The organism is Ochrobactrum soli (assembly GCF_003664555.1).
In the GTDB taxonomy this organism is placed as follows: Bacteria; Pseudomonadota; Alphaproteobacteria; order Rhizobiales; family Rhizobiaceae; genus Brucella; species Brucella teleogrylli.
In genome coordinates, this window is record NZ_RCHH01000002.1 from 180,188 (window position 1) to 204,293 (window position 24,106).

Below are 24,106 nucleotides of genomic sequence, written 5' to 3' on the forward strand. Positions count from 1 at the left end.
CTCACAGCGCCGGAATGCGTTCGCCCCGATTTGACCCGATATGCCCAACCGTGTGCGTCATGCGCGCTTCCGGGCGGCGACGGGTGAGCGCCAGCAAAATGCCCATGGTGATGGCAATCGCCACCAGCGACGAGCCGCCATAGGAAATGAACGGCAGCGTCATGCCTTTTGCGGGCATCAGGTGCAGGTTCACCGCCATGTTGATGATCGACTGGAAGCCGAACAGGATCACGATGCCAGACACGGCAAGACGCGTAAACGCATCGCGTTCCTTGAGCGCGATGGAAAGCCCACGCACCACGATGAAGGCAAATAGCAGCATGATGATCATGCACAGGATGATGCCATATTCTTCCGCAGCCACGGAGAAGATGAAGTCGGTGTGGCTGTCGGGAATGATGCGCTTAACGGTGCCTTCACCCGGCCCCTGCCCGAACCAGCCGCCGCGCAGAATGGCTTCGCGTCCGGCATCGACCTGGAACGTATCGCCCTCGCCCGTCATGAAGCGGTTGATACGACCGGCCACGTGGTCGAACACGAAATAAGCGCTAAAGCCGCCGCAAACCGCAAGCCCGCCCAGAACCAGAATCCAGAACATCGGCAAGCCCGCGAGGAAGAACATCGCGCCCCATGTGCCGGTGGTCAGCATGGTCTGGCCCAGATCGGGCTGCAACACCAGAAGACCGGCAACCGTGCAGAACAGCATCATGGCGAGGAAATAGCCCGGCATGTCGCCGCCACGTTCGCGCTCGGAGAAGAGCCATGCGCAGACGACCACGAAAGCGGGCTTCATGAATTCGGATGGCTGGATGGAAATACCCGCCAGATTGACCCAGCGGCGCGCACCCTTGACTTCGATACCGAAGAAGAGCGCCGCAACCATCAGCACCATGGAAATGGCGAGCAGGATCAGTGCGAAACGCCTAATCTGCCGTGGCGAAAAGAACGACACGCCCACCATGACGATAACCGCGGGGATCATGAAGATGGTCTGACGCTCGACGAAATGAAAACTGTCGAGACCGATGCGCGAAGCCACAGCCGGGCTTGCCGCAAAGGACAGAAGAATACCAAGCCCCATCAGGGCAAGACAGGCTACGAGAAAGAAGCGGTCTATTGTCCACCACCAGTTGGCGACAGGACCGCGATCGACACGGCTTACCATCAGCTTTCTCCTCCAATTGGCATGATACCGGGAAGGGCCAATACGGCGCTGCGGAAGGCATCGCCGCGTTTTTCAAAATTCTGGAACTGATCGAAGCTGGCGCAGGCTGGCGAAAGCAGCACCACCGGCTCTGCGGCTGCATCATTGCCCGCATCGCGCGCGGCATGATCGACGGCCACGGCCAGCGTATCGGAAATTTCGAACGGCACGCTGTCGCCCAGCGTCGCAGCAAACTGCGCCGCCGCTTCGCCGATCAGATAGGCCTTGGCGATACGCGGGAAGAACCCGCCGAGCGACTCGATACCGCCTGCTTTCGGCACGCCGCCAGCGATCCAGTAGATGTTCCGCGGAAAGGACGACAGCGCCGGTGCGGTCGCATCGGCATTGGTCGCCTTGGAATCATTGACGAACAGCACCTTGCCGCGCCGCCCCACCTGCTCCATGCGGTGCGCCAGACCCGGAAAGCTTTTCAGACCGGCGCGGATTTCATCGAGCGACAGGCCGACAGCGAGGCAGGCCGCCACGGCTGCGAGCGCGTTCTGCGCATTATGCGCGCCGCGCAGCGAACCGACCCCGGCGAGCGAGGCCAGTTCCTCATTCTTGCCATCGGTGGCATGAATCAAGGTCGGACCATCAGCGAAATAGCCGTTGTCGAGGTGCTTTTCCTTGGAAATCCGCGCAACATTGACGCCGTTCGCCGCCAGATTTTCAGCAATCGCCGTGCAGTAAAGATCATCAACGCCGATAATCGCGGTGCCGCTGGCCGCAACCAGCCGCGCCTTGATGGCCGCATAGTTTTCCATCGTGCCGTGACGGTCGAGGTGATCCGGCGTCAGGTTCAGCAAAATTCCGGCAGTCGGATTCAGCGAGGGTGCCAGATCGATCTGGTAGGACGAGCATTCAACCACATAGAAACGGTTGGCCGCTGGCGAGTCCAGCGTGAGGATTGCCGTGCCGATATTGCCGCCGAGTTGCATGTCGCGGCCCGACGCCTTGATGATATGGGCGATCAGCGCGGTGGTGGTCGATTTGCCGTTGGTGCCGGTAATGGCGATGAACGGGCAATCGGGTGCGATATGATTGCGCTCGCGCACGAAAAGCTCCACATCGCCGATAATTTCGACGCCTGCCGCATGGGCAAGATCGACCGTCCAATGGGGCTTCGGATGGGTCAGCGGAACACCCGGCGAAAGCACAAAGGCGGCGAACTGCGACCAGTCCGCCTGCCTCAGATCGCCGGTTGCAATACCTGTGCCTTGCGCGCGCGCGACACTGTCGGGATTATCGTCCCAGGCAATGATCTTCGCCCCTCCGGCCACGATGGCCTTGGCTGTGGCGATGCCCGACCCGCCCAATCCAAAGAGGGCGACGGTCTTGTCTTTAAGGGCGGTGATCGGGATCATTCTTCTTGCCTGTCGATACTGGTCTTGTGACTATCTGAGCTTGAGGGTGGAAAGGCCGATCATTGCGAGAATGATGGCGATGATCCAGAACCGGATCACGACCTGGCTTTCGGTCCAGCCCTTCTTTTCAAAATGGTGGTGAATTGGCGCCATGAGGAAGACGCGCTTGCCGGTCAGCTTGAAAGAGCCAACCTGAATGATGACCGAAAGCGCTTCCATGACGAACAGACCGCCGATGATGGCGAGCACGATTTCATGCTTGGTCGCAACGGCCACGGTGCCGAGCATGCCGCCCAGCGCCAGCGAACCCGTATCGCCCATGAAGATAGCGGCAGGCGGCGCATTGAACCACAGGAAGCCAAGGCCTGCACCGATCACCGCGCCTAACACCACGGCAAGTTCACCCGTGCCCGGCACGAAATGGATTTGCAGATAGTCTGCAAAGATCGCATTACCGGAAAGATAGGCGATGAAGCCGAAGGAAGCAGCGGCAACCATGACCGGCACGATAGCCAGACCGTCGAGACCGTCGGTCAGGTTCACGGCATTGCCCGCGCCGACCATCACGAAGGCGGCGAAGGGAATGAAGAACCAACTCAGATTGATGACGAACTGCTTGGCGAATGGGAAGGTCAGCGAGGAGGAGAAAGGCTCCTGCCCTGCGCGCATGATGACGAAAGCGGCAATCGCTGCGATCAGGAACTCGATGCCCAGACGCGCCTTGCCGGAAAAGCCCTTGTCGGACTGCTTCGTCACCTTGAGATAGTCGTCATAGAAACCGATGGCACCGAAGCCCACGGTGACCAGCAGCACCACCCAGACATAGACGCTGGAGAGATTGGCCCACAGCATGCACGAAATGAGAATGCCGGTCATGATCATCAGACCGCCCATGGTGGGCGTACCGGCTTTCTTGAAATGGGTCTGCGGGCCGTCGGCGCGGATCGGCTGCCCCTTCCCCTGACGCACGCGCAACGAGTTGATGATCGTCGGGCCGAACAGGAACACGATCAGCGCCGAGGTAATCATCGCGCCGCCAGTGCGGAAGGTGATGTAGCGGAACACGTTGAGCGGTGTCATGTGTTCAGCGAAGAAGGTGAGAAGCATCAGCATGTGGAGAAAATTCCCTCGACCATCGCCTATTCCGCCGGCTCGACCGGCGGAAACTGGGCAGTGAAAGCCTTGACGATTTTGGAGAAGCCGATTCCCTTGGACGATTTCACCATGACGACATCGCCGGGACGGACCGCCTTTATCACCAGCGGCAGTAATTCATCGGTGCTCTGCCTGTATTCGGTGTGAATTTCAACCGGCAAGGCGTTTTTAAGCACCGACATTTCAGGGCCACCGATAAAAAGTGAACTCACTTCGGCATCCACGATCGGACGCGCGAGGTCGGCATGCAGCTTGCCCGACTGGCGACCGAGTTCCAGCATGTCGCCGAGAACGGCGATGCGCCGTCCCTTAGGACCTTCCGGCTTGGACGACTGGAGCAATGCCAGCGCCGCACGCATGGAGGTCGGATTGGCATTATAACTTTCGTCGATCAGCGTGAATGTGCCGCCATCGGGATGTTGCAGCACATGCTGTGCGCCGCGCCCGCCTTCTGCTGAAAGGGTCGCCATCGCCATCGTCACCTTGGCGAGATCGGCGCCGACGAGATCGCAAGCGCCAAGGACGGCAAGCATGTTCTGCACGATATGACGGCCCGGTATGCTGACCTTCACGACGGCTTCGTGATTGCCGATCTTCACCGTCATGCAGGAGCATGTCGGGTGCAGCTTGACTTCACGCAGGCGATAATCGGCGCGCGCATTTTCGCCAAAGGTTGAAATATGCTCGACGCCAGCTTTCTCCGCCAGTTCTTCCAGCTGCTTGAAACGCTTGTCGTCACGGTTGAGCAACGCATAACCGCCCGGTACGATGCCTTCGAAAATCTCGGCCTTGGCGACCGCAATTTCTTCCAGATTGGCGAAATGGCCAAGATGCGCGGGCGCGATCAGGGTGATCAAGGCCACATGCGGGCGCACCATCTTCACCAGCGGACGAATTTCGTCATGATGGTTCATGCCGATTTCGAACACACCGTAATCGGTATCGGCTGGCATGCGGGCGAGCGTCAGCGGCACGCCCCAATGATTGTTGAAGGATGCAACCGAGGCATGAACCTTGCCAACGCCGGACAGGACATGGCGCAGCGCTTCCTTGGTCGTCGTCTTGCCGACCGAACCCGTCACCGCGATGATCTGGGCCTTCGAGCGCGCACGCGATGCAATGCCCAGCTTGGTCAGCGCTTCAAGCACGTCTTCCACGACGATCATCGGCACTTTCAGATTGCCGAAAGCAGGCAGGCGATGCTCAGCCACCACCAGAAGACCTGCGCCAGCCGCCATTGCCGCCGTGGCAAAGTCGTGGCCGTCGAACAGGTCGCCCTTGATGGCGAAAAAAGCCTCGCCGGGCTTCAGCGTGCGGCTGTCGATGGAAATGCCGGTGATGCCTTTAGGGAGCTTGCCGAAGGGCCTGCCTCCCATGGCCTCAACCATATCAGCCGATGACCACAGCCAGTCTTTCATCCCTGACGCTCCTCAAGACGGGCAGCCAGTGCGGCTGCGACTTCCGCATGATCGGAGAACGGCAAGGTGATGTTGCCAACGATCTGGCCTTCCTCATGTCCCTTGCCCGCAACCACCAGCGTGTCGCCCGGCATCATCATGGACACAGCCGTGAAGATCGCTTCGCGGCGATCGCCGATTTCGGTCGCTCCGGTTGCCGCGGCCATGATCTCGGAGCGAATCTGCGCCGGCACTTCCGAACGCGGATTGTCGTCCGTGACGATCACCACATCGGCAAGACGCGAGGCGATTTCGCCCATGATCGGGCGCTTGCCCTTGTCACGATCACCGCCGCAACCGAACACGACAATCACGCGGCCCGTGGTGAATGGGCGAACCGAAGTCAGAACATTTTCAAGCGCTTCCGGCTTATGCGCATAATCGACATAGGCCGGTGCGCCATCTTCGGTCGCACCCACCAGATCGAGACGGCCCGGCGCGCCCTTCAGGCGTTCCAGCGCGCGCATAGCGGCGGCAGCGGGCACGCCCGTAACCATAGCGAGACCGGCTGCGACCAGCGCATTCGCCACCTGGAAATCACCGGCCAGCGGCAGCTCGATTTCAAAGATTTCATCGCCGATGCGCACTTCCACATGCTGGCGGAAACGCTCATGCTCGACGCGCTTCAGATTGATGAAACTGCCCTTGCGGCCGACGGTCTTCACGTCACAACCGGCAGCGGTCGCCGCATCAATGGCCTGTTGCGAGAAATGATCGTCCGAAAAGATGATCGCAGGCGCACCCTTCGGCAGCAGCGTATCGAACAGGCGCATTTTCGCGCCGAGATATTCTTCGATGGTCGCGTGATAATCCATGTGGTCGCGGCCAAGATTGGTAAAGGCACCAGCGGCGAGTTTCACGCCGTCGAGACGGCGCTGGTCCAGCCCGTGCGAAGAAGCTTCCATCGCGGCATGGGTCACGCCTTCATCGGCAAGTTCGGTCAGAACGCGCTGCAACTCCACCGGATCGGGCGTCGTCAGCGAATTATAGTCGCTGCGGGTCGGCGAAAACACGCCGGTCGTGCCGATGTTTGCAGCAGGGAAGCCCGCATAGGCCCATATCTGACGCGTGAAGGAAGCAACGGAGGTTTTGCCGCTCGTGCCCGTAACGGCAACCATGATTTCAGGCTGCTTGCCATAGAACTGCGCCGCAGCGGTGGCCAGCGCATGACGCGGATCGTCTACATGCAAGACTGGCACGCCCGCATCGGCGATGGTTGCATCCTTGGCGGCGATGACGGCGGCAGCGCCGCGTTTGATCGCATCCGCAGCGAATGCCGCTCCATCCGCCTTCACGCCTTTCAGCGCGGCAAAGAGAAAACCGCGTTCGACCTTGCGGGAATCCGAGGTAACGCCCGTGATTTCAACCTCACCGTCATTGCCGGAGGCCAGTTCCTTAAAAAGAGCGATTTCCTTCAGTTTCATGGCAATCAAATCCAAATTCCGTTGCGTCGTACCCAAAGTGGCCTCGCGGCCTGAAGCTGCACCACACGAATCAGTCGTATTCGTTGGAAACCATTGCTGGCGGCAATTCCTGTTTTAAATCAGGCCCGCCGCTTACATTGCTAACAGTTGCCGGAAGCGCATCCAGCTCGAAGTTCGGTTTGACCCCGAGGAAGGATGCCGAGCGGCTGATGATTTCATAGACCATCGGCGCAGCATTGAAGCCCGCAGTCGCACCGAATTTGCCCTGTTCCGGCTTCGGCTCGTCGATGATGGTCAGCACCACATAGGCCGGATCTTCGATCGGAAACGCGGCAAGGAAGGCGTTAAAGCGCGAATCCTTCGAATAGCGACCGTGAACCACCTTTTCAGCCGTACCCGTCTTTCCACCGACACGATAGCCCGGAACGGCTGCGCGCTTGCCCGAACCGCCCGGCGCCGTGGCATTGAGGCGGTAGAGATAACGCATATCAGCAGAAACTTGTGGATGAACGACCTGCTTCTCTCCCAGCGCGACGGTCTCAGCCTGAGAACGCATCAGGAAGGTCGGGTTGAACAGCTTGCCACCGTTCATCAACGCTGCCGCACCCACCGCAGTCTGCAACGGGGTCGTCATCATGCCGTGACCGAACGAGATGGTCATCGAATGGACCTTCTTCCAGACGCGCGGCTCAACGGGACGCGCCACTTCCGGCAATTCCGTCTGCATGCGGTCAAGAAGACCCATCTTCTTGAGGAAGGCGCGGTGGCCTTCGATGCCGACGGCATCGGCTTCGCGACCGGAACCGATATTCGACGAATAGATGAAGACTTCCGGCAGCGTCAGCCAGCGGCCCTTGCCGTGGAAGTCGCGGATGGTCTGGCGACCAAACACCAGCGGACGCGTCGCATCGAGCTTCGACTGCAAGGTGAACTTGCCGGAATCGAGCGCCATCGCCGTCGTGAAGGTCTTGATGGTCGAGCCCATTTCATAGGTGCCCGCCGACATGCGGTTCAAACGATCCTTGTCGAGCGCATTGACCGGGTTGTTCGGATCGAAATCCGGTACTGAGGCCATGGCGATGACTTCGCCGGTCTTGATGTTGAGAACAACGGCGCCGGCGGCAATGGCGCGATAACGCTCCATGGCCTTGACCAGAACGTCGCGCATGATGTGCTGCACGCGAATATCGATGGACAGGCGCACCGGCTCCAGCGACTGACCGGTCGCAAGACCGGCAAGACGGAGATCGGTCAGGCCCTGGCTGTCGATATATTTTTCCATACCGGCAATGCCCTGATTATCGACATTGACCAGACCGAGAATGTGGGATGCGGTAGGACCGCCCGGATAGAAGCGGCGCTTTTCGGTGCGGAAACCGATGCCCGGAACGCCCAGCGCCATGATCTGGCTCTGCTGCTTCGGCGTCAGGCCGCGCTTGACCCAGACAAAGCCCGCGCCGCTCTTGAGGCGCTTGTAGGTCGCCTCCCAATCGAGATCGGGTAGCACCGTGGAGAGCATTTCGATGGTTTCGTCGGGATCGACGATCTTGCGCGGTTCGGCGTAGAGCGAAGCGGTGTTGATATCGGTCGCGAGAATTTCGCCGTTGCGATCCAGAATATCCGGGCGCGAGGCAAGCTGTTGCACGGCTGGACCGGAAGCATCTTCGTCCTCACCGCCAATCATGCCGAAATAGACGAGCTTGCCGCCTATCACGCCATAAATGCCGACGAAGCAGGCAATCGCCATCCACAAACGGTTGCGCGCACGATTGCCGTGCTTTTTACGCGACCCGACAAAAGCCATGTTGCCAGCCAGCTTTTCATCGCCGACCGGCTCCATGCCGTCCATCATATCCTGCTTTTTCTTTTTTGAAAGACCGAGTTTCAGCCGCATGATCAGTGCTTTGCCCCGCTCTTCTTGACGCTGCCGGTCGTGATCTTGTCCTGTTCGAGGACGCCGCTTGCAACCAGTTCATCGGTGCCGGAAATGATCTTCTGAATGTCGTCCAACGGACGCTCCGGAATGTCACCGGCGCTCAAAATGAGCTGCTCGGCCACGATGGGCTGCAGGTTCAGTTCTTTTTCATAAACGCCCGTCAGGCTTTGCAGACGGCCCGGCTGGGTCATAAGCGCCCAGTCGGCGCGCAGCAGCGTGATCGTGTCGCGCTCGGAATTGATCTGACGCGTCAGCTTGGCGATGACCGCGATCTGCTTTTCCGCGTCATACTTGATGGTGTAGGTGACAGCCGCTGCCACCAACATCGCCGCAATCATGATGAGATCGAAAGTACGCAGCACTCGTTCAACTCCGGCTTAGTTCATGCGTTTCAGGCAGTTTGGGAAGCCCGAACAGCGAAAGATCGTCTTCAAGCGACGGATTATCAGTCCGCACTCCTGCGCGCAGCTTCGCCGAGCGCGCACGTGGATTGCGGGCTTCTTCTTCCGGCGTCGGCCCGACAGCGCCCTTAACGGCGGGCGTGAAACTTGGATGGCGCACATGGGTTTCGGGCATATGCCGCGAACCCGCACTGCCGCCTGCACGATCCGCGAAATAGCGCTTCACCATGCGGTCTTCGAGCGAATGGAACGTCACCACCACCAGCCGACCGCCGGGCTTTAAAACCTGTTCGGCTGCCAGCAATGCGCGGGCCAGTTCGCCCAACTCATCATTCACGTAGATGCGCAATGCCTGAAACACGCGCGTCGCAGGATGGATAGGCACTTTGGGATTACGACCGACCAGCGTTTCAATCGCATTGGCGAGATCAAGCGTGCGGGTGAACGGCTGCGCCTCGCGGCGCTTCTCGATCATCCGCGCGATGCGCCCTGCATGACGCTCCTCACCGAGGAAATTGAAAATGCGCGCCAGATCGCCCATCTTCAGGCGATTAACAACATCGGCAGCGCTGGGACCTTTGCTGGACATGCGCATGTCGAGCGGCCCGTCCTTCTGGAAGGAGAAGCCGCGCTCGGCTTCATCGATCTGCATCGACGAAACACCGATATCGAGCACAACGCCATCCACTTTGCTGCCTGCTCCCTTCACTTGCGCAACGGCTGAATCCAGTGCCGAAAACCGGCTTTCCACCAGATGCAGACGACCTGGAAACTGCTTTTCGATGGCGCGCCCGGCTTCGATGGCCGTCGGATCGCGGTCGATCGCGATCACTTCGGCGCCCTCGTCCAATATGCGACGGGTGTAGCCGCCTGCCCCAAAGGTGCCGTCGACGATGACTTCGTCGGGCTTGGGCTTGAGAGCGTCAATCACCTCGGAGATCAACACCGGAACGTGACGGACTTCAGCCCCTTCGGCTTGAGATTTGTCTCCGCCGAGGCTCGCCATCATTCCGTTCCTTTCCCGGGAGTTGCCCCCGCTATCCTGTTTTCTGTCTGCGGATTCCGACCATTTGTCGTCATGACGGATTCGTTCGTCAGTTATCGGATATTAAGCTTAATGAAGCGTTATCCTTTACATGAGCGCACAGGAATATTGAGGGGAGTAAGGGAGTAAGGGAGTAAGGGAGTAAGGGAGTAAGGGAGTAAGGGAGTAAGGGAGTAAGGGAGTAAGGGAGTAAGGGAGTAAGGGAGTAAGGGAAGAGGATCGCGAGCGCTTTGTCAGCGCAAGCGTTTTTTTCGGGGCTACGAGTTCCTACCCTATTCCCCTATTCCCCTATTCCCCTATTCCCCTATTCCCCTATTCCCCTACTGCCCTACTGCCCTCCCTCCTCCCCCTATTGACGCGCCACCCGTCTGCCATTATTAAATGCAAATAGTTTGCAAGTGCATATTGGTAATAAAGGTATTTAGCATGACACCCCATGGAGCGGGCCCCTCCGAAGGTCATGACGTCACTTTTGAAGGCTGGCGGCGGGATCGCGGCGAAGCCTCAATGTCCGATGTTCATCGCTCCGTGGCGGTCAACCGCTCCGGTTCGCGCTTTCGCAGGGCCATGGCCTTTGTCGGCCCTGGCTATCTGGTCGCCGTCGGCTATATGGACCCCGGCAACTGGGCGACCTCGCTCGCCGGTGGTTCCCGCTTCGGCTATGCGCTGCTGTCGGTCGTGCTGCTGTCCAACCTGATGGCCGTTTTGTTGCAGGCGCTCTGCACACGGCTCGCAATCGCGACTGGCCGCGATTTGGCGCAGGCCTGCCGCGATGCCTATCCCCGTTTTCTCGCCTGGCCGCTCTGGCTGCTGGCGGAACTGGCGATCTGCGCCACCGATCTTGCCGAAGTCATTGGCACAGCCATCGGCCTCAACCTTCTGTTCGGCATTCCGCTCGAACTCGGTGTCATTATCACCGCCGCCGACGTGCTTCTGGTGCTCTATCTGCAAAATAAGGGCTTCCGCCGCGTCGAAGCTCTCATCATGACGCTTCTGGCCGTCATCGCGCTCTGTTTCCTGATCCAGATCCTGATGGCGCAGCCGAAATGGAACGAGGTCATTCTCGGATTTGCGCCAACGGTCGAGATCATCCGCAACCCGGACATGCTTTATATAGCGCTCGGCATTATCGGCGCGACGGTCATGCCGCATAATCTCTATCTGCATTCGGGCATCGTGCAGACCCGCGACTATGGACACACAACCGCTGAAAAGCGCGAAGCCATCCGCTATTCGACGCTTGATTCCACCATCGCGCTGACATTCGCGCTGCTGGTCAATGCATCGATCCTGATCCTCGCCGCAGCCAGCTTCAACGCGACCGGCAATACCGGCGTGGAAGATCTGGACAAGGCGCATGCCCTGCTCAACCCGCTGCTCGGATCATCGCTTGCCCCCACGCTTTTTGCCATCGCGCTTCTGTGCTGCGGCCTGAATTCGACCATCACCGCCACCATGGCGGGGCAGATCGTCATGGAAGGCTTTATCCGTATCCGGTTGAAGCCGTGGCTGCGCCGCGCCATCACCCGCTTTGTGGCCATTGTGCCCGCCGCCGTCGTGACGATCATGTACGGTTCGCAGGGCACGACGGAACTCCTGATCCTGTCGCAAGTTGTACTCAGCCTGCAACTGCCCTTCGCGGTCATACCGCTGGTCATGTTCACGGCGGAAAAGAAGAAGATGGGATCGCTGGTGGCGCCGCGCTGGGTCACGCTTCTGGCCGCCATCACTGCGGTCATCATCGTCGTTTTGAACCTGAAGCTCATCTATGACTTCTTCACCGGCGTACCGATCTGATTAATCCAGCGCATCCCGAAAAGTGTGAAACGGTTTTCGGAAAAGATGCGCGTTAAAATGAAGGATCCGCGCAACGCCTCCCAAGCAGCTGCGCACAAGCAAAAAGCCCGGCTCAAAGCCGGGCTTTTTCGCTATCGAAGAAGTGTCAGCCGGTCTGTAAGCCGGGTTCTGTATGGCCGGGCTTTCGCCCGACGTGGCAGCCATTCATCTGGGGCGGATGTTGCCACCCGCCTCTTGCAACCCACCCGGACGACTGATCCGGAAACCGATTGCCGGTCCTTGCGAACCGGCGCGCCGTCCCTATTCGGTTTTGCTCCCGGTGGGGTTTACCGTGCCGTCTGCATTGCTGCAGACGCGGTGGGCTCTTACCCCACCCTTTCACCCTTACCTCGTCATCCCTGTCGTTGCAGCTTCTGCACAACGATACGGAAGACGAGGCGGTTTACTTTCTGTGGCACTATCCCTGGGGTCACCCCCGCCGGGCGTTACCCGGCACCGTGTTTCCCTGGAGCCCGGACTTTCCTCACCTGCCGCCTTTCGGCATATGACAAGCGCGGCTGCCCGACCGACTGACACCGCGTATAAATTCGCTTCTGCCCGAAAAAGCAACAAAAAAGCCGGTAGCAAAACCGCTACCGGCTTTTCGTTCACATCAAACGGCTTGAAACTCTACGCAACCGCCGACGCAAATTCTGGAGCGAACTCCAAAAGCGATGCTTAAAGTCCGGCCATATATGCCTTCACCGAGCTGCAATATTTCGCAGAGATCGGGTTCATGCGCTTTGCACCATGACCGGCATTGTATTTCAGGATCGTGCCGCAGGTGCTGCCGCCGCCAAGCTTCTGGGCCATGGCGAGGTATTTCATGCCGTACTGGATGTTCGTGGCAGGCTCATAAAGCCCCTTGGCCGAGCCGGAATAGCCCATGGCGCGCGCCGTCGAGAGCTTGATCTGCATCAGGCCGATTTCGCCTGCAGCACCGCGCACATTCGGCTGGAAATTGCTTTCGTGACGCACGACCGCATGAGCGAGCGAGGACGGTACGCCATAAGTGGAAGCGTAGCGGTTGATGATCTGTGAGTAGCCGCTGCCGCTCTTGACCGAACGGCTGGCACCACCGGACTTGGACGAACCGGAACGCGAACCCTTGCCTGCGGGGGCTGCGCGGTTGGTGATGACGGACGCCTTTTTGACCGAAGGCTTCGCCTTGTCGGCCTCAGCAACTTTGTTCTGCTGACGCGCCTTGAGAAGTGCTGCGAGGTTGGTTGGTTCACTTGCAGGGGCGCTAAGCGCCGGATTCAGGCCAAACGAACTCATCGCGCCAACAAGGGCGCTAACAATAACAAATTTTACTTTCATAACCTACCGTCTTGGAACGTTTCTTATGGGGGACCGCCCGTCTTGGGGGGAGACGATCCGTTTATTCGGGTCCCGTCCGGTATGAGCTCTCGAGGCCCATTTCCGCTGGGATTGATCGATGATCTGAAGGGGAAATGCAGCCGAAGATAGGTTGCAAAAGTAAAATCGTCTTACAAGTTGTAACAAAACCGACTCAATCGGACGTGAGTCGACGCCCCGTCACTTAAGCGAGGTCTAAAAGGCGATTCGGCTAAATTTTTGAAATTTTGAACGAAATTCTAATTAAATTGCGAAAGACGCCCGATGGATACTGCTTGATCAGGCGGTAACATTTTGCAGGGAAAAAATCAGCCTGTAGAGGGTATCTATGGTAGAAACATCGGCAACACCGTCTACATTTTGTGGCCGAAAGTGACGCTGAAATGCCTTAACCACGATTTCCGTGGCTTCATCGAAGATACCGGTGATCTCAATTCCATAGCCGTAGAGCGCCAGCATGGACTGCAAAGCCTCCACCGGCTGCCCCTGTTCGCCCCGCGCCAAAAACCGTCCGCCGCGGATCGGCGTCGGCTCCACATAATGCCCGACACCCGCCTCATACAGACGTTTCCACGGAAAGCTTTGGCCGGGATCGGTCTTGCGCGCCGGTGCGATGTCCGAATGCGCCAGCACGTTCTCCGGCGCGATGGCGTGGCGTGCACAAATATCGCGGCTGAGACGGATCACCGCCTCGATCTGCGCATCCTTAAACGGCGGATAGTCTTGCAGAACGCCTGGATTGACGATTTCGATGCCGATAGATGCCGAATTGATGTCGGTCTCGCCTTTCCAGAAGCTCTTGCCCGCATGCCAGGCGCGGGCCTTTTCCGAAACCATCTGCAACACCTTCCCGTCCTCTAGAACGAGATAGTGAGCCGAGACCTGCATTACGGGCGATTTCAGAATGTCGATCGCCTCCTGCGCGGTCGCAAGGCCGGTGTAATGCTGGATCAGAAAAACCGGCGTCTTGCCGTCGCGGCGCGGACCGAAATTGGGCGAAGGATCGAGCGTGGCATCGGGAAAATCGGGCTTTTCCAGCGCCAGTTCCGCCAATTCCTCATCCTGAAATCCGGTTGCGTCGCTCGACGTCTGCATCACGCAGCCTCCAAATGCTTTTCTATGCTCGCCCAAGCCGCGTTTATGGCAGCAAGGCGCGCATTGGCAATAGCAATAAATTCGAGCGGCAAACCTTCGGCAACCAGCCGGTCGGGATGGTGCTGCTTGACCAGCGAACGGTAGCGGCTGCGCGCAGTATCGAACGACACCCCGCGTTCAAGACCCAGAATGGCATAAGGATCGCCCTCGCCACGCTGCACATGCCGGATCGCGATGCGGTCGAAGGCAACCTCGTCAAAGCCGAAAATACCGGCGACTTCGGTTAGAAATGCCAATTCCTTTTCATGGACATAGCCATCCGCCTTGGCGATATGAAACAGTCCGTCGAGAATATCTTCCAGAAGATGGCACTCGGCCTGGCCTTCCTGACAAAGTCCGGCCAGCTGGCGCGCATAGCTTTCGAAACCCGCCACATCCTGCTTGGCCAGATCGTAAAGCCGGGCGACATGCGCGGTTTCTTCCTGCGGCACCGCAAAAATATCCTGGAAAGCGCGTATCTCGTCCTGCGTGACCACGCCGTCGGCCTTCGCCATTTTTGCGGAGAGCGCGATCATGGCAATCGAGAAGGCCACCCGCCTGCGCGTATCGGCATCGCCTTCAAAAACGGTGCGCACAGCCTCGATAACGCCTGTAATGGCGTTCGACGTCACTGACGCCACAAACTCACCGATGCGAACCCAAATCGACATGGGGCTTTTCTACAAAATTCCGTCGCGGCTGGAAACCGCCTGCATGAAGCGAAGTCGAAAAAACAATGATTTATATGCGCTTATCACCGGTCTGTGATAAGAAATGCCCTGAACTGTTATGGTGTAAACCAAAAAAGGAGAACGCTGTTCCCAATTAATTGGATTGAACGGCGTTCTGGCGTTCATTGAAGGAGCGTTGTGCCGTCGCGGCGGCAGCTTCTCCGGCGGCCTGGGCCTGCTCGGCATTTTGCCCGACAGCCTTTGCGGCAGATTCGGCATTAGTGCGGGCGCGTTCGATGGCAGCCGCCTGTTCTTCGGGCGTGGTCACACCGGCGTTCTCGCGCAGTGCCTTGACGAGATCCGGCCCCTTTTTTTCCGATGCGCCTTCCGCTGGTGCGGCAGGCTGGGAAACAGCAGCGCCGTCCTGCGCCGGAGCGGCAGCCTTTTCCTCGTTGCCCTTGCCGCAAGCAGCAAGCGCAACCAGAACAATGGCGGCAACGAAAAACAGGGTGTTACGGTTCATGACCAAAGCCATAACCGAAGATAGCCTGCGTTTAAACACGGAAATCGCTTGCGCGCCGTCTTTCCCGTAAAATGCCGCGGGATCGTTCATGCATTACACTTCCTTCTGGGACAAATGGCGATCCAGTTTCCCGGATCGCCATTCGTATGACGTTTACCACACGGGTCTATGACAGCTCACCAGCCGTAACTTGCCCGTGCTTTATTGATACAAAATAGCACCCTGGCTTAATTAGCAGGCGCAGTACCAGTACCGCCCGTACCCGTGCCCGGATTTGCCGGAGCCGGTGTTGCAGGCGTGGTGTTCGTATCATTGTTCGAAGGTGCGGCCGGCGTCGTTGGAGCCGGTGCCGGAGCGTTGCTTGCGCCGTCATCCTTCTTGTCGTTGCAGGCGGCAAGGCCCAGAAGCGATACAGCGGCAACAGATGTAATCAGAAACTTCTTCATTTTGGCTCTCCTTCCTAGCGTGGGTTGCTCGATCCGAGCTTATCCCTGTTGAGCATGGCGCAGTTTGCGCAGACACCCCTCTGCTCTTTTCATAGCTTTCTTCGTGTCCATCCGGCTTCTTACCGGTCGGGCACTTTTGCGGTTGGATCAGGCACAGAACTCCTGTCGATACCCACCGTCACAGAAGAAAACGGCAGACCAAAGGAAAGGTTCTCTCAATTAGTCTTACTGTCCGTAATAAAACGCCAATATTGCAGACACTTAATCCCGCATTTCCCAGTCAGAAGCGATCATTAATCCGTCAATCCCCCATGTCACAGCGATGTCATGCCCAGTGTTTAACTTTTTTGAAACCAAGCACGGGATTCGTCCCAAAGGGGAATTCATGGCCGACCAATCAGCCGACGGTACTATTCTGAAGCGTGCAGTAACTCAGAACCATGCGCTTTCCCGCGCGGGTTTTTCGGAACGGTTGTTTGCCTGGCTCTTTAAGGGGCTGGTCTATCCGCAAATCTGGGAAGATCCGGATGTGGACATGGCGGCCCTCGCCATTCAGCCCGGTCATCGCATCGTCACTATCGCGTCTGGCGGCTGTAACGCGCTTTCCTATCTCACCGCCGATCCGGCCCGCGTCGAGGCCGTTGATCTCAACGAGGCTCATGTCGCCTTCAACCGGCTGAAGCTGGCCGCGCTCAAGAACCTGCCAGATTACAGCGCCTTTTACCGCTTCTATGGCAAAGCTGACGACAAGACCAATCTGGCTGCCTATAAGCGCTTCGTGCGTCCGCATCTTGATGCCGAAAGCCGCGCTTACTGGGAAAAGCGCAAGTGGAACGGTCGCCAGCGCATTTCCATCTTCTGGCGCGATCTTTACCGTCACGGCCTGCTCGGCGTATTCATCGGCATGGGCCATCGCGTGGCGCGGCTCTATGGCATTGATCCGCGCGATATTCTCAAATCGCGCAGCATGGAAGAACAGCGCAGCTTCTTCGACACCGCACTTGCGCCCTTGTTCGAAAAACGCATGGTGCGCTGGGCAACCGCACGCAAATCCTCGCTGTTCGGTCTTGGCATTCCGCCCCAGCAATATGATGCGCTGGCCACCGCCGGAAACGGCAATATGGCCGAGGTGCTGCGCAGCCGCCTTGAAAAGCTCGCCTGCGGCTTTCCGCTGACGGAGAACTACTTTGCCTGGCAGGCTTTCGGACGCGGCTATAGCGGCAACGAAGAAACCGGCCCGCTGCCGCCTTATCTGTCGCGCGCCAATTTCGAAACAGTCCGCGCCCGCGCCAACCGCATGACGGTGCAGAACGCCAACTATACCGATTTCCTCGCCGCCAAGCCCGCCGGTTCGGTGGACCGCTACATTCTTCTCGACGCGCAGGACTGGATGAACGACAACCAGCTCAATGCCGTCTGGAGCGAAATCACACGCACTGCCGCACCGGGCGCTCGCGTGATTTTCCGCACTGCCGCCGAGCCGAGCCTGCTGCCCGGTCGCGTCGCGCCGGAAATTCTCGACCACTGGGAATACCGCGAAGACGAATCCCGCGCATTGCATGACCGCGACCGCTCGTCGATTTATGGCGGCTTTCACCTTTACGTCCTGAAGGACGCGTGACATGCTGCAAAATACTGAAGGCAGGCAGGGCAACAGTCAGGGCGCAAGTCATGCGCGGCTGATGGACCGGGTCTATCGCCGCCAGCGCCACTTTTATGATGCGACCCGCAAATATTACCTGCTGGGCCGCGACCAGATGATCGCGACGCTCAATGTGCCGGAAGGCGGCAGCGTTCTGGAAATCGGTTGCGGCACGGGCCGCAACCTCGTCAAGACGGCCGAACACTACCCCGATGCAAAACTCTATGGCATCGATATTTCAGCAGAAATGCTGGAAACGGCCCGCAGTGCCGCCAAACGTGCGGGCATCGAAAGCCGCACCCGGCTGGAACGCGCCGATGCGGCGCAGTTCGATCCCGAACAGCTTTTCCATCAAACAGGCTTCGACCGTATCTTCATTTCCTATGCCATATCGATGATCCCGCAATGGCAATCGGTCATCCGCGAGAGCATTCGCCATCTGGCGCCACAAGGCGAGTTGCATATCGTCGATTTCGGCGATCAAAGTCGCCTGCCCCGATGGTTCAAGCGCGGGCTCTATAAATGGCTCGACTGGTTTCATGTCACGCCGCGTCAGGACATGTTCGCCGTGTGCGAACAGCTTGCTGTCGAACGCGGCCTCACAGTGGAACGCCGCGTGCTTTATCGCGGCTTTGCGTGGATCGCCGTCATCCGGGCTTTTGCATAAAATTAGGAGCAACAACGCCACAGGCTGGTGACGACCGGGTGCGGATCGCGTAACCGTTGTAGGGACCGATTCGCGACACCGGAAACCCTGCATGAAACGTCTCATGAGCCGTCTGGCCAGCCGCAATTTTCTTGGCCCCTGCTTTGCCTCCTGCATGGGCGTTTTTCTGCTTTCGGCCTGTACGACAGTGGATTACGATTTTTCCGATGTGAAAAAGAACGGCACGGTCGCCCGCATTCCACCTCCATCGGGATCGGTGAAGGCGCCGCGCTTCGGCGACCGCGATCCGCATGACTGGACCGGCAAGACGCCCTGGCACTATCCGATCCACGGCACTGACGTTTCGAAATACCAGACCAGTGTGGACTGGAGCGCGGTCCGCGCCAGCGGCATTTCCTTTGCCTTTATCAAAGCGACGGAAGGCGGCGACCGTCTGGACGACCGCTTTGCCCAACACTGGAATGGCACACGCGAGGCGGGCATTCCCCGCAGCGCCTATCATTTCTATTATTTCTGCCGTCCGGCCATCGAACAGGCGCGCTGGTATATTCAGAACGTGCCGCGCGACCCGTCCGCGCTGCCGCCCGTTCTCGACATGGAATGGAACCCGCAATCGCCGACCTGCAAATTGCGGCCCAATGCAGCGGTTGTGCGCAAGGAAATGCGCATCTTCCTTTCAGCGCTCGAAAAGCATTACGGCAAGCGTCCGATCATCTACACGACCGTCGATTTCTTCGACGATAACGACCTGCGCCAGCTTCCAGACTATCCGTTCTGGCTGCGCTCGGTCGCGGGCCACCCGGACGAAAAATACGGCCCGCATCCGTGGACCTTCTGGCAATATACCGGCACGGGCAGCATTCCGGGCATCAAGGGCGACGCGGATATCAATGTCTTCGCGGGCGACGCAGCCACATGGAAAAAGTGGCTGGAAAGCAACAAGGGCCGTTAAGACGGGCCTGTTTGGCTGATCGCACCAAGTTTTGCTTCATTTCCGGGTCTTGTTGAGGCAATAGCTTTAACAATTCCCGGAAGGGCAAGCCTGTGCCCTGCAAAATAGTGTGAGTTACCGATGAAGTTTGTTGCTTCCATCATGACAGCCGCCCTGCTCGCTTCGACCGCTGTGTCGCATGCGCAGACCGCAAGTGCGTCTCCGGCACCTGCGGCTCCGGCTGAAACTGCCGTAAACATGCCCAAGCCCGAATGCGAAACCGATCTCGGCCAGTGGGTCGAAAATCTGGCCAAGGAAGCGCGTGAAGCTGGCGTCGGCGACAAGGGTATCAGCGAGCTGCACAAGGCCTCGCTTGAGCAGAAGGTGCTCGACCGGGATCGCAAGCAGACCGTCTTCAACCTGACCTTCACCGAATTTTCCAAGCGCCTCATCTCCGAAGCGCGCCTGAAAAAAGGCCAGGAAAATCTGGTTAAATATGCCGATGTCTTCAAGAAAGTCGAAGACACCTATGGCGTGCCGGGTCCCGTTCTCGCTGCCTTCTGGGGCCTTGAAACCGACTACGGCGCGATTCAGGGCGATTTCGACACGCTGAATGCGCTTGTTACCCTTTCCTACGACTGTCGCCGCCCGGACCTTTTCCGTCCGCAGTTGATCGCGCTGCTCAAGCTGTTCGACACGGGCGTTGTCGATGCGAGCACGACCGGCGCATGGGCTGGCGAAATCGGCATGATGCAGCTTCTGCCCAAGGATTATCTGGAGCGCGGCGTCGATGGCGACGGTGACGGCAAGGTCGATCTGAAGAACAGCGTTCCCGACGCCATGATGACCGCCGGTCGCATGATTTCGGAACTTGGCTGGAAACGCGGCCAGCCGTGGCTGGAAGAAGTGCGCATCACCAAGGATTTGCCTTGGGAAGAAGCCATCCGCACCAACCGCAAGCCGCACTCCTGGTGGGCCGCGCAGGGAGTGACCGGCCTGAAGGGTCCGCTTGGGCCGGATGACGGCGATGCTTCGCTGCTGCTGCCGCTGGGCCGCAAGGGCCCGGCCTTCCTGTCCTATGCGAATTTCGACGTCTTCGTCGAATGGAACAAATCCATCGTCTACGCCACAACCGCAGCCTATTTTGCGACCCGCCTCGCGGGTGCACCTGCATTCGATCCCGGCAATCCAATTCCGGGTCTGACGCAGGATCAGATGAAGGAGCTGCAAACCAAGCTTCAGGCGCGCGGCTATGATATGGGCGCGAAGATCGACGGCGTTTACGGTCTCCTGACCCGCGATGCCGTGCGCGCCGAACAGATGCGGCTTGGCATGCCGGCCGATTCCTGGCCAACCCAGGAGCTGCTGGACAAGCTCTGAGTCACACAATGAAGGCGCGGGCTAATCCCCGCGCCTTTTCCTTTCCGACACCCTGACTGCGAATGCCTGCCTCATGCTCACCACCCTGATCGTCGTCCTGCCCGTATTTGCGCTGATTTTTTCCGGCTGGGGGGCGTTCAAGCTGAAAATACTGGGACCGCACGCCATAGCAGAGCTGAACCGCTTCGTGGTTTATCTGGCGCTGCCTGCGCTGCTGTTCGACATTATGGCCAACACCCATGGCAGCGAACTCTGGCAACCGGGCTTCATCGCCGTCTTCCTCTTGAGCAGCGCCGTCGCCTTCGTCCTGCCCTTTCTGGTGCGGCTGCGCGGAAAGCTGCCGCTTGCCGACACCGCGCTGGACGGCCTCAATGCCGCCTATCCCAATACCGGCTATATGGGCATTCCGCTGTCGATGATCGCTTTCGGTTCCGGCGTTCTGGCCGCAACCACCATTTCCATCATCATCACCGTTTGCGTGACTTTCGCCTTTGCAATCGTGCTGATCGAGATCGGCCTGCAAACCGAGAAGAAGCCGTTTCATCTCGTCTGGAAAGTCGTCCGCTCGCTTATCCGCAATCCGCTGCTTTTTGCTCCGGCGCTTGGCGCGATTTTCTCTTTCCTCGGGCTGACGATCCCTGCCCCTGCCGAAACTTTCCTGAAAATGCTCGGCGGCGCAGCATCGCCCTGCGCGCTCGTGGCGCTTGGCCTGTTCCTCGCGCAATCGCGCAAGGTCGAACGCGAAAGCGTCAACGCCATTGCATTCCTCGTGTCGATCAAGCTGATCGTCCAGCCGCTCACCACATGGCTGCTCGCGGTGTATGTCTTCGGATTGCCGCCGCTGATGGCGGAAAGTGCCGCCCTTCTCGCCGCCTTGCCGACAGGCACCGGCCCTTTCATGCTCGCCGAACATTACCGGCGCGAGGCGGCCATCACCTCCAACGTCATTCTCTATTCGACGGTAATTTCGGTGGTAACACTCTCCGCCTATCTGGCTTTGATCCGCTGATAAAAAGCGGGATTTCGCATAGGCGCATTGTAGGAGCGGATTGTGGGAATTGTGGCTATTTCCCTGTAAATCCTGTCAGTTCTGTGTCTTTTTCATGAAATGTGAACAGATTTTTCAGGTTAAAAATTTCAATAACTTAGGTGGTAAACAGAAGGTTTTTTTCGCAATCACGCCAGGTTGCAGCACGAAATCTTCTTTTGTTCTCGGCTTTTTGCGCTTAGATTCCAGTCTCTACCAGCGCGCACCGGACGCTTGTCTGGCGCATATGAAGGAGACAGACCGATGGGACTGACACGATCTTTGAATGTCCTCATGATCTGTGCAGCATTTGCATTTGTTGCAGCGTTGATAGCAGGCGTCATACCGTAAAGCAGACGCATCAGACCATTACGGCGACACGGGTTTCGAGGATAGACCGGTCTCGCAAGAAACAGAAAGCCCGCCATTTCGGCGGGCTTTCTTTATTTTCAGGCAGGCTCCAGCACCGCTTCCGTCTTCGGGCGAATGCCAATCATATGGCAGATCGCATAGGGCAGATCGGCGCGGTTCATCGTATAGAAATGGAAGTCCTGCACACCGCGCTCGATCAGATCCATCACCTGTTCGGCGGCGATGGCCGCAGCCACGAGCTGATGCGTCTGCGGGTCGTTTTCCAGCCCGTCGAAACGCTCTGCCAGCCAGGCCGGAATATGCGTCGCGGAACGGGCGCAGAAATTCTTGACCTGCTTGAAATTATGCACCGGCAGAACACCCGGAACGATCGGGATATAAATCCCCGCCCGGCGCACGCGCTCGACATAACGCTCATAAAGATCGTTCTCGAAGAAGAACTGCGTGATGGCGCGGGTGGCGCCAGCATCGACCTTGCGCTTCAGCATGTCGATATCGGTCGCGAAATCCGGGCTTTCCGGATGCTTTTCCGGATAGGCGGAAACCGAAATGTCGAAATCCGCAATCTGACGCAGGCCGCCGACCAGATCGGCACCGTTCAGATAACCACCGGTTGTCGGCACATATTTTTCACCAATCCCCGCTGCCGGATCACCGCGCAGGGCCACGAAGCGGTTCACGCCAAGATCGGCGAACTCGCGCACCACGCGGTCGACTTCCTCACGTGTTGCATCCACACAGGTCAGATGCGCCGCAGGTTTGATGTCGGTTTCTTTCAGGATTCGCGCCACCGTCCGTATCGTACGCTCACGCGTGGAACCGCCCGCGCCATAGGTCACGGAGACGAATTCCGGTTGCAGCGGTGCCAGCCGTGTGACCGTTTCCCAAAGGCGCTGTTCCATTTCTTCCGATTTGGGCGGAAAGAATTCGAACGATACCCGGGTGGTCTGGCCGACATCCGGTCGGCGGGAAAGACCATAAAAACCCATCACACTGTCTCCGTCATGCTTGATTCATTCGTTGCCGGAGCGGCAATGAGAAGACGCGGATCACGTGCAAGCCAAAGCTTGACGGTCAGCCCCTCATCGCCGCTTGCGCCTTTCGGGCTTAATTCCAGCGTCTTTTCAGGCTCAAGGCCCGCTTCCTTCATCCAGCTCAGCATCTGCTCGTCGCTGAAGCCAAGGCGCAAATGCGCGTGGTCTTCGCGCAGGAATTCGAGCGTATGCGGCGCAAAATCGACAATCAGCAAGCGACCGTCCGGGCGCAGCGCACGCGCGCCTTCACGGATTGCCGAAAGCGGATCGTCCAGAAAGTGCAGCACCTGATGGATCGTCACCAGATCGAAGCTTTCGCGTTCGACCGGCAGGGCATAAACATCGCCTTGGCGCACCTGAGCATTGCCGATGGCGGCAAGATCGAGATTGGCCCGTGCCACCGCCAGCATGTCGCGATTGATATCGATGCCGAGACCGCGCGCATAAAGCGGCGCGAAAAGCTCCAGCAGGCGCCCGGTGCCGGTCCCGACATCGAGCATGGCCTGAAACGGCTTTTCACCGACGATCTTCTTGAGGGCGGTTTCGACCGCATTCTCGGAAACATGCAGCTTGCGGATTTCGCCCCAGCTGCCAGCATTGGCGCTGAAATAGGCCGCGGCTTTTTCCTGACGGCTGGATTTGACCTGCGAAAGCCGCTCCTGATCGCGCTCGACCAGCGCATCAGAGCGGTCGAGCCGCGCCAGCAAACCACGTGCCAGATCGCCGCTGATCGCATTATCCGCCAGCCGGAAATAGGCCCATGCCCCTTCCTGATAGCGGTCGATGAGATCGGCTTCGCCCAACAGCTTGAGATGGCGCGATACACGCGGCTGCGACTGGCCGAGAATTGTCGTCAGATCGGAAACTGTCAGGTCGCCCCGCGCCAGAAGCGCCAGAATGCGCAGACGGCTTGGCTCTGCCACCGCCTTCAACACATCCACCATCTGATCGAGTTGCAATTGCAAACCGGCCATGTCCTCAGCTCTTCCGTTGCGGCACAACCTTGGCTGCGCTCAAAAACATATAAAGATATGTTTATATGGAAAGGCATTCCTATGCAAGTGCTTTTCATGGCAGAATGAAAGGGAACTGGGGATT

20 protein-coding genes, 1 other RNA gene and 1 pseudogene are annotated in these 24,106 nt (G+C 58.5%); 6 read left to right on the forward strand and 16 right to left on the reverse strand.

Annotated elements, in window-relative coordinates:
* Nucleotide 1: 1 nt before the first annotated feature.
* The 8 genes from ftsW to rsmH form a co-directional block, all read right to left on the reverse strand.
* Nucleotides 2–1,165, reverse strand: a complete 1,164-nt coding sequence (ftsW, locus tag D8666_RS04265) for a putative lipid II flippase FtsW (RefSeq protein ID WP_109369412.1) — start codon at nucleotides 1,163–1,165, stop codon at nucleotides 2–4.
* Complete coding sequence (murD, locus tag D8666_RS04270; RefSeq protein ID WP_121536404.1) at nucleotides 1,165–2,568, reverse strand: UDP-N-acetylmuramoyl-L-alanine--D-glutamate ligase; 1,404 nt, start codon at nucleotides 2,566–2,568, stop codon at nucleotides 1,165–1,167. Before murD ends, ftsW begins: the two co-directional genes overlap by 1 nt.
* A gap of 30 nt (nucleotides 2,569–2,598) precedes the next feature.
* A complete protein-coding gene (mraY, locus tag D8666_RS04275; RefSeq protein WP_109369414.1) occupies nucleotides 2,599–3,681 on the reverse strand; it encodes a phospho-N-acetylmuramoyl-pentapeptide-transferase in 1,083 nt (360 codons plus the stop codon).
* A 26-nt stretch (nucleotides 3,682–3,707) separates the two neighbouring features.
* The gene (locus D8666_RS04280) at nucleotides 3,708–5,141 is read right to left on the reverse strand and encodes a UDP-N-acetylmuramoylalanyl-D-glutamyl-2,6-diaminopimelate--D-alanyl-D-alanine ligase (protein ID WP_109369415.1); all 1,434 of its coding nucleotides are present in this window, start codon (nucleotides 5,139–5,141) and stop codon (nucleotides 3,708–3,710) included.
* Nucleotides 5,138–6,610 (reverse strand): UDP-N-acetylmuramoyl-L-alanyl-D-glutamate--2,6-diaminopimelate ligase, encoded by a 1,473-nt coding sequence (locus D8666_RS04285; protein ID WP_109370265.1) that lies wholly within the window; start codon nucleotides 6,608–6,610, stop codon nucleotides 5,138–5,140. The genes D8666_RS04280 and D8666_RS04285 overlap by 4 nt, the downstream gene beginning before the upstream one ends.
* A 64-nt stretch (nucleotides 6,611–6,674) precedes the next feature.
* The gene (locus tag D8666_RS04290) at nucleotides 6,675–8,498 is read right to left on the reverse strand and encodes a peptidoglycan D,D-transpeptidase FtsI family protein (protein ID WP_109369416.1); all 1,824 of its coding nucleotides are present in this window, start codon (nucleotides 8,496–8,498) and stop codon (nucleotides 6,675–6,677) included.
* Between the two features lie 2 nt (nucleotides 8,499–8,500).
* Complete coding sequence (gene ftsL / locus D8666_RS04295) at nucleotides 8,501–8,902, reverse strand: cell division protein FtsL (RefSeq protein WP_109369417.1); 402 nt, start codon at nucleotides 8,900–8,902, stop codon at nucleotides 8,501–8,503.
* A gap of 4 nt (nucleotides 8,903–8,906) precedes the next feature.
* Nucleotides 8,907–9,950: a 16S rRNA (cytosine(1402)-N(4))-methyltransferase RsmH gene (rsmH, locus tag D8666_RS04300; RefSeq protein ID WP_209445959.1), complete on the reverse strand. Its 1,044-nt coding sequence runs from the start codon at nucleotides 9,948–9,950 to the stop codon at nucleotides 8,907–8,909.
* Nucleotides 9,951–10,412: 462 nt separating this feature from the next.
* Between rsmH and D8666_RS04310 the strand changes: the two genes are divergently transcribed.
* Nucleotides 10,413–11,783 carry an Nramp family divalent metal transporter gene (locus D8666_RS04310; protein ID WP_109369419.1) on the forward strand — a complete coding sequence of 457 codons (1,371 nt, stop codon included), beginning with the start codon at nucleotides 10,413–10,415 and terminating at the stop codon, nucleotides 11,781–11,783.
* 141 nt (nucleotides 11,784–11,924) lie between these two features.
* Here the strand turns inward: D8666_RS04310 and rnpB are convergent.
* The 6 genes and pseudogenes from rnpB to D8666_RS04340 form a co-directional block, all read right to left on the reverse strand.
* Nucleotides 11,925–12,356, reverse strand: an RNA gene (gene rnpB, locus D8666_RS04315) — RNase P RNA component class A.
* A 144-nt stretch (nucleotides 12,357–12,500) separates the two neighbouring features.
* On the reverse strand, nucleotides 12,501–13,142 hold the full coding sequence (locus D8666_RS04320) for a lytic transglycosylase domain-containing protein (RefSeq protein WP_109369420.1): 642 nt from the start codon (nucleotides 13,140–13,142) through the stop codon (nucleotides 12,501–12,503).
* A gap of 318 nt (nucleotides 13,143–13,460) precedes the next feature.
* Nucleotides 13,461–14,276: an N-acetylmuramoyl-L-alanine amidase gene (locus D8666_RS04325; RefSeq protein WP_121536406.1), complete on the reverse strand. Its 816-nt coding sequence runs from the start codon at nucleotides 14,274–14,276 to the stop codon at nucleotides 13,461–13,463.
* Nucleotides 14,276–14,986 carry a J domain-containing protein gene (locus D8666_RS04330; protein ID WP_121536408.1) on the reverse strand — a complete coding sequence of 237 codons (711 nt, stop codon included), beginning with the start codon at nucleotides 14,984–14,986 and terminating at the stop codon, nucleotides 14,276–14,278. The genes D8666_RS04325 and D8666_RS04330 overlap by 1 nt, the downstream gene beginning before the upstream one ends.
* A gap of 154 nt (nucleotides 14,987–15,140) precedes the next feature.
* Nucleotides 15,141–15,592 (reverse strand): annotated as a pseudogene (locus D8666_RS04335) (antifreeze protein).
* A gap of 144 nt (nucleotides 15,593–15,736) precedes the next feature.
* A complete protein-coding gene (locus tag D8666_RS04340) occupies nucleotides 15,737–15,955 on the reverse strand; it encodes a hypothetical protein (protein WP_109369424.1) in 219 nt (72 codons plus the stop codon).
* Nucleotides 15,956–16,340: 385 nt separating this feature from the next.
* On the opposite strand from D8666_RS04340, the gene D8666_RS04345 reads away from it, so the two are divergent.
* From D8666_RS04345 to D8666_RS04365, 5 genes are all read left to right on the forward strand, one after another.
* Nucleotides 16,341–17,576 (forward strand): BtaA family protein, encoded by a 1,236-nt coding sequence (locus D8666_RS04345; RefSeq protein WP_121536412.1) that lies wholly within the window; start codon nucleotides 16,341–16,343, stop codon nucleotides 17,574–17,576.
* Nucleotide 17,577: 1 nt separating this feature from the next.
* The gene (locus tag D8666_RS04350; protein ID WP_121536414.1) at nucleotides 17,578–18,264 is read left to right on the forward strand and encodes a class I SAM-dependent methyltransferase; all 687 of its coding nucleotides are present in this window, start codon (nucleotides 17,578–17,580) and stop codon (nucleotides 18,262–18,264) included.
* Nucleotides 18,265–18,367: 103 nt separating this feature from the next.
* The gene (locus tag D8666_RS04355) at nucleotides 18,368–19,216 is read left to right on the forward strand and encodes a glycoside hydrolase family 25 protein (protein ID WP_121536626.1); all 849 of its coding nucleotides are present in this window, start codon (nucleotides 18,368–18,370) and stop codon (nucleotides 19,214–19,216) included.
* Between the two features lie 120 nt (nucleotides 19,217–19,336).
* On the forward strand, nucleotides 19,337–20,575 hold the full coding sequence (locus D8666_RS04360) for a lytic murein transglycosylase (RefSeq protein ID WP_109369427.1): 1,239 nt from the start codon (nucleotides 19,337–19,339) through the stop codon (nucleotides 20,573–20,575).
* 73 nt (nucleotides 20,576–20,648) lie between these two features.
* Nucleotides 20,649–21,584 (forward strand): AEC family transporter, encoded by a 936-nt coding sequence (locus tag D8666_RS04365; RefSeq protein WP_121536416.1) that lies wholly within the window; start codon nucleotides 20,649–20,651, stop codon nucleotides 21,582–21,584.
* A 467-nt stretch (nucleotides 21,585–22,051) separates the two neighbouring features.
* Here the strand turns inward: D8666_RS04365 and metF are convergent, their stop codons facing one another.
* Both metF and D8666_RS04375 read right to left on the reverse strand, forming a co-directional pair.
* Nucleotides 22,052–22,963 (reverse strand): methylenetetrahydrofolate reductase [NAD(P)H], encoded by a 912-nt coding sequence (gene metF / locus D8666_RS04370; protein WP_121536418.1) that lies wholly within the window; start codon nucleotides 22,961–22,963, stop codon nucleotides 22,052–22,054.
* Nucleotides 22,963–23,982 carry an ArsR/SmtB family transcription factor gene (locus D8666_RS04375; protein ID WP_121536420.1) on the reverse strand — a complete coding sequence of 340 codons (1,020 nt, stop codon included), beginning with the start codon at nucleotides 23,980–23,982 and terminating at the stop codon, nucleotides 22,963–22,965. Before D8666_RS04375 ends, metF begins: the two co-directional genes overlap by 1 nt.
* Between the last annotated feature and the right edge of the window lie 124 nt (nucleotides 23,983–24,106).

What these genes read in the sequence shown, in the direction of transcription:
- ftsW (WP_109369412.1), bottom strand. Translation starts at nt 1,165, where the DNA reads ATGGTAAGCCGTGTCGATCGCGGTCCTGTCGCCAACTGGTGGTGGACA.
- D8666_RS04280 (WP_109369415.1), bottom strand. Translation starts at nt 5,141, where the DNA reads ATGAAAGACTGGCTGTGGTCATCGGCTGATATGGTTGAGGCCATGGGA.
- D8666_RS04365 (WP_121536416.1), top strand. Translation starts at nt 20,649, where the DNA reads ATGCTCACCACCCTGATCGTCGTCCTGCCCGTATTTGCGCTGATTTTT.
- D8666_RS04320 (WP_109369420.1), bottom strand. Translation starts at nt 13,142, where the DNA reads ATGAAAGTAAAATTTGTTATTGTTAGCGCCCTTGTTGGCGCGATGAGT.
- metF (WP_121536418.1), bottom strand. Translation starts at nt 22,963, where the DNA reads ATGGGTTTTTATGGTCTTTCCCGCCGACCGGATGTCGGCCAGACCACC.
- D8666_RS04290 (WP_109369416.1), bottom strand. Translation starts at nt 8,498, where the DNA reads ATGCGGCTGAAACTCGGTCTTTCAAAAAAGAAAAAGCAGGATATGATG.
- D8666_RS04330 (WP_121536408.1), bottom strand. Translation starts at nt 14,986, where the DNA reads ATGTCGATTTGGGTTCGCATCGGTGAGTTTGTGGCGTCAGTGACGTCG.
- D8666_RS04325 (WP_121536406.1), bottom strand. Translation starts at nt 14,276, where the DNA reads ATGCAGACGTCGAGCGACGCAACCGGATTTCAGGATGAGGAATTGGCG.
- D8666_RS04340 (WP_109369424.1), bottom strand. Translation starts at nt 15,955, where the DNA reads ATGAAGAAGTTTCTGATTACATCTGTTGCCGCTGTATCGCTTCTGGGC.
- D8666_RS04310 (WP_109369419.1), top strand. Translation starts at nt 10,413, where the DNA reads ATGACACCCCATGGAGCGGGCCCCTCCGAAGGTCATGACGTCACTTTT.
- D8666_RS04350 (WP_121536414.1), top strand. Translation starts at nt 17,578, where the DNA reads ATGCTGCAAAATACTGAAGGCAGGCAGGGCAACAGTCAGGGCGCAAGT.
- D8666_RS04375 (WP_121536420.1), bottom strand. Translation starts at nt 23,982, where the DNA reads ATGGCCGGTTTGCAATTGCAACTCGATCAGATGGTGGATGTGTTGAAG.
- D8666_RS04360 (WP_109369427.1), top strand. Translation starts at nt 19,337, where the DNA reads ATGAAGTTTGTTGCTTCCATCATGACAGCCGCCCTGCTCGCTTCGACC.
- D8666_RS04345 (WP_121536412.1), top strand. Translation starts at nt 16,341, where the DNA reads ATGGCCGACCAATCAGCCGACGGTACTATTCTGAAGCGTGCAGTAACT.
- murD (WP_121536404.1), bottom strand. Translation starts at nt 2,568, where the DNA reads ATGATCCCGATCACCGCCCTTAAAGACAAGACCGTCGCCCTCTTTGGA.
- rsmH (WP_209445959.1), bottom strand. Translation starts at nt 9,950, where the DNA reads ATGATGGCGAGCCTCGGCGGAGACAAATCTCAAGCCGAAGGGGCTGAA.
- D8666_RS04355 (WP_121536626.1), top strand. Translation starts at nt 18,368, where the DNA reads ATGAGCCGTCTGGCCAGCCGCAATTTTCTTGGCCCCTGCTTTGCCTCC.
- mraY (WP_109369414.1), bottom strand. Translation starts at nt 3,681, where the DNA reads ATGCTGATGCTTCTCACCTTCTTCGCTGAACACATGACACCGCTCAAC.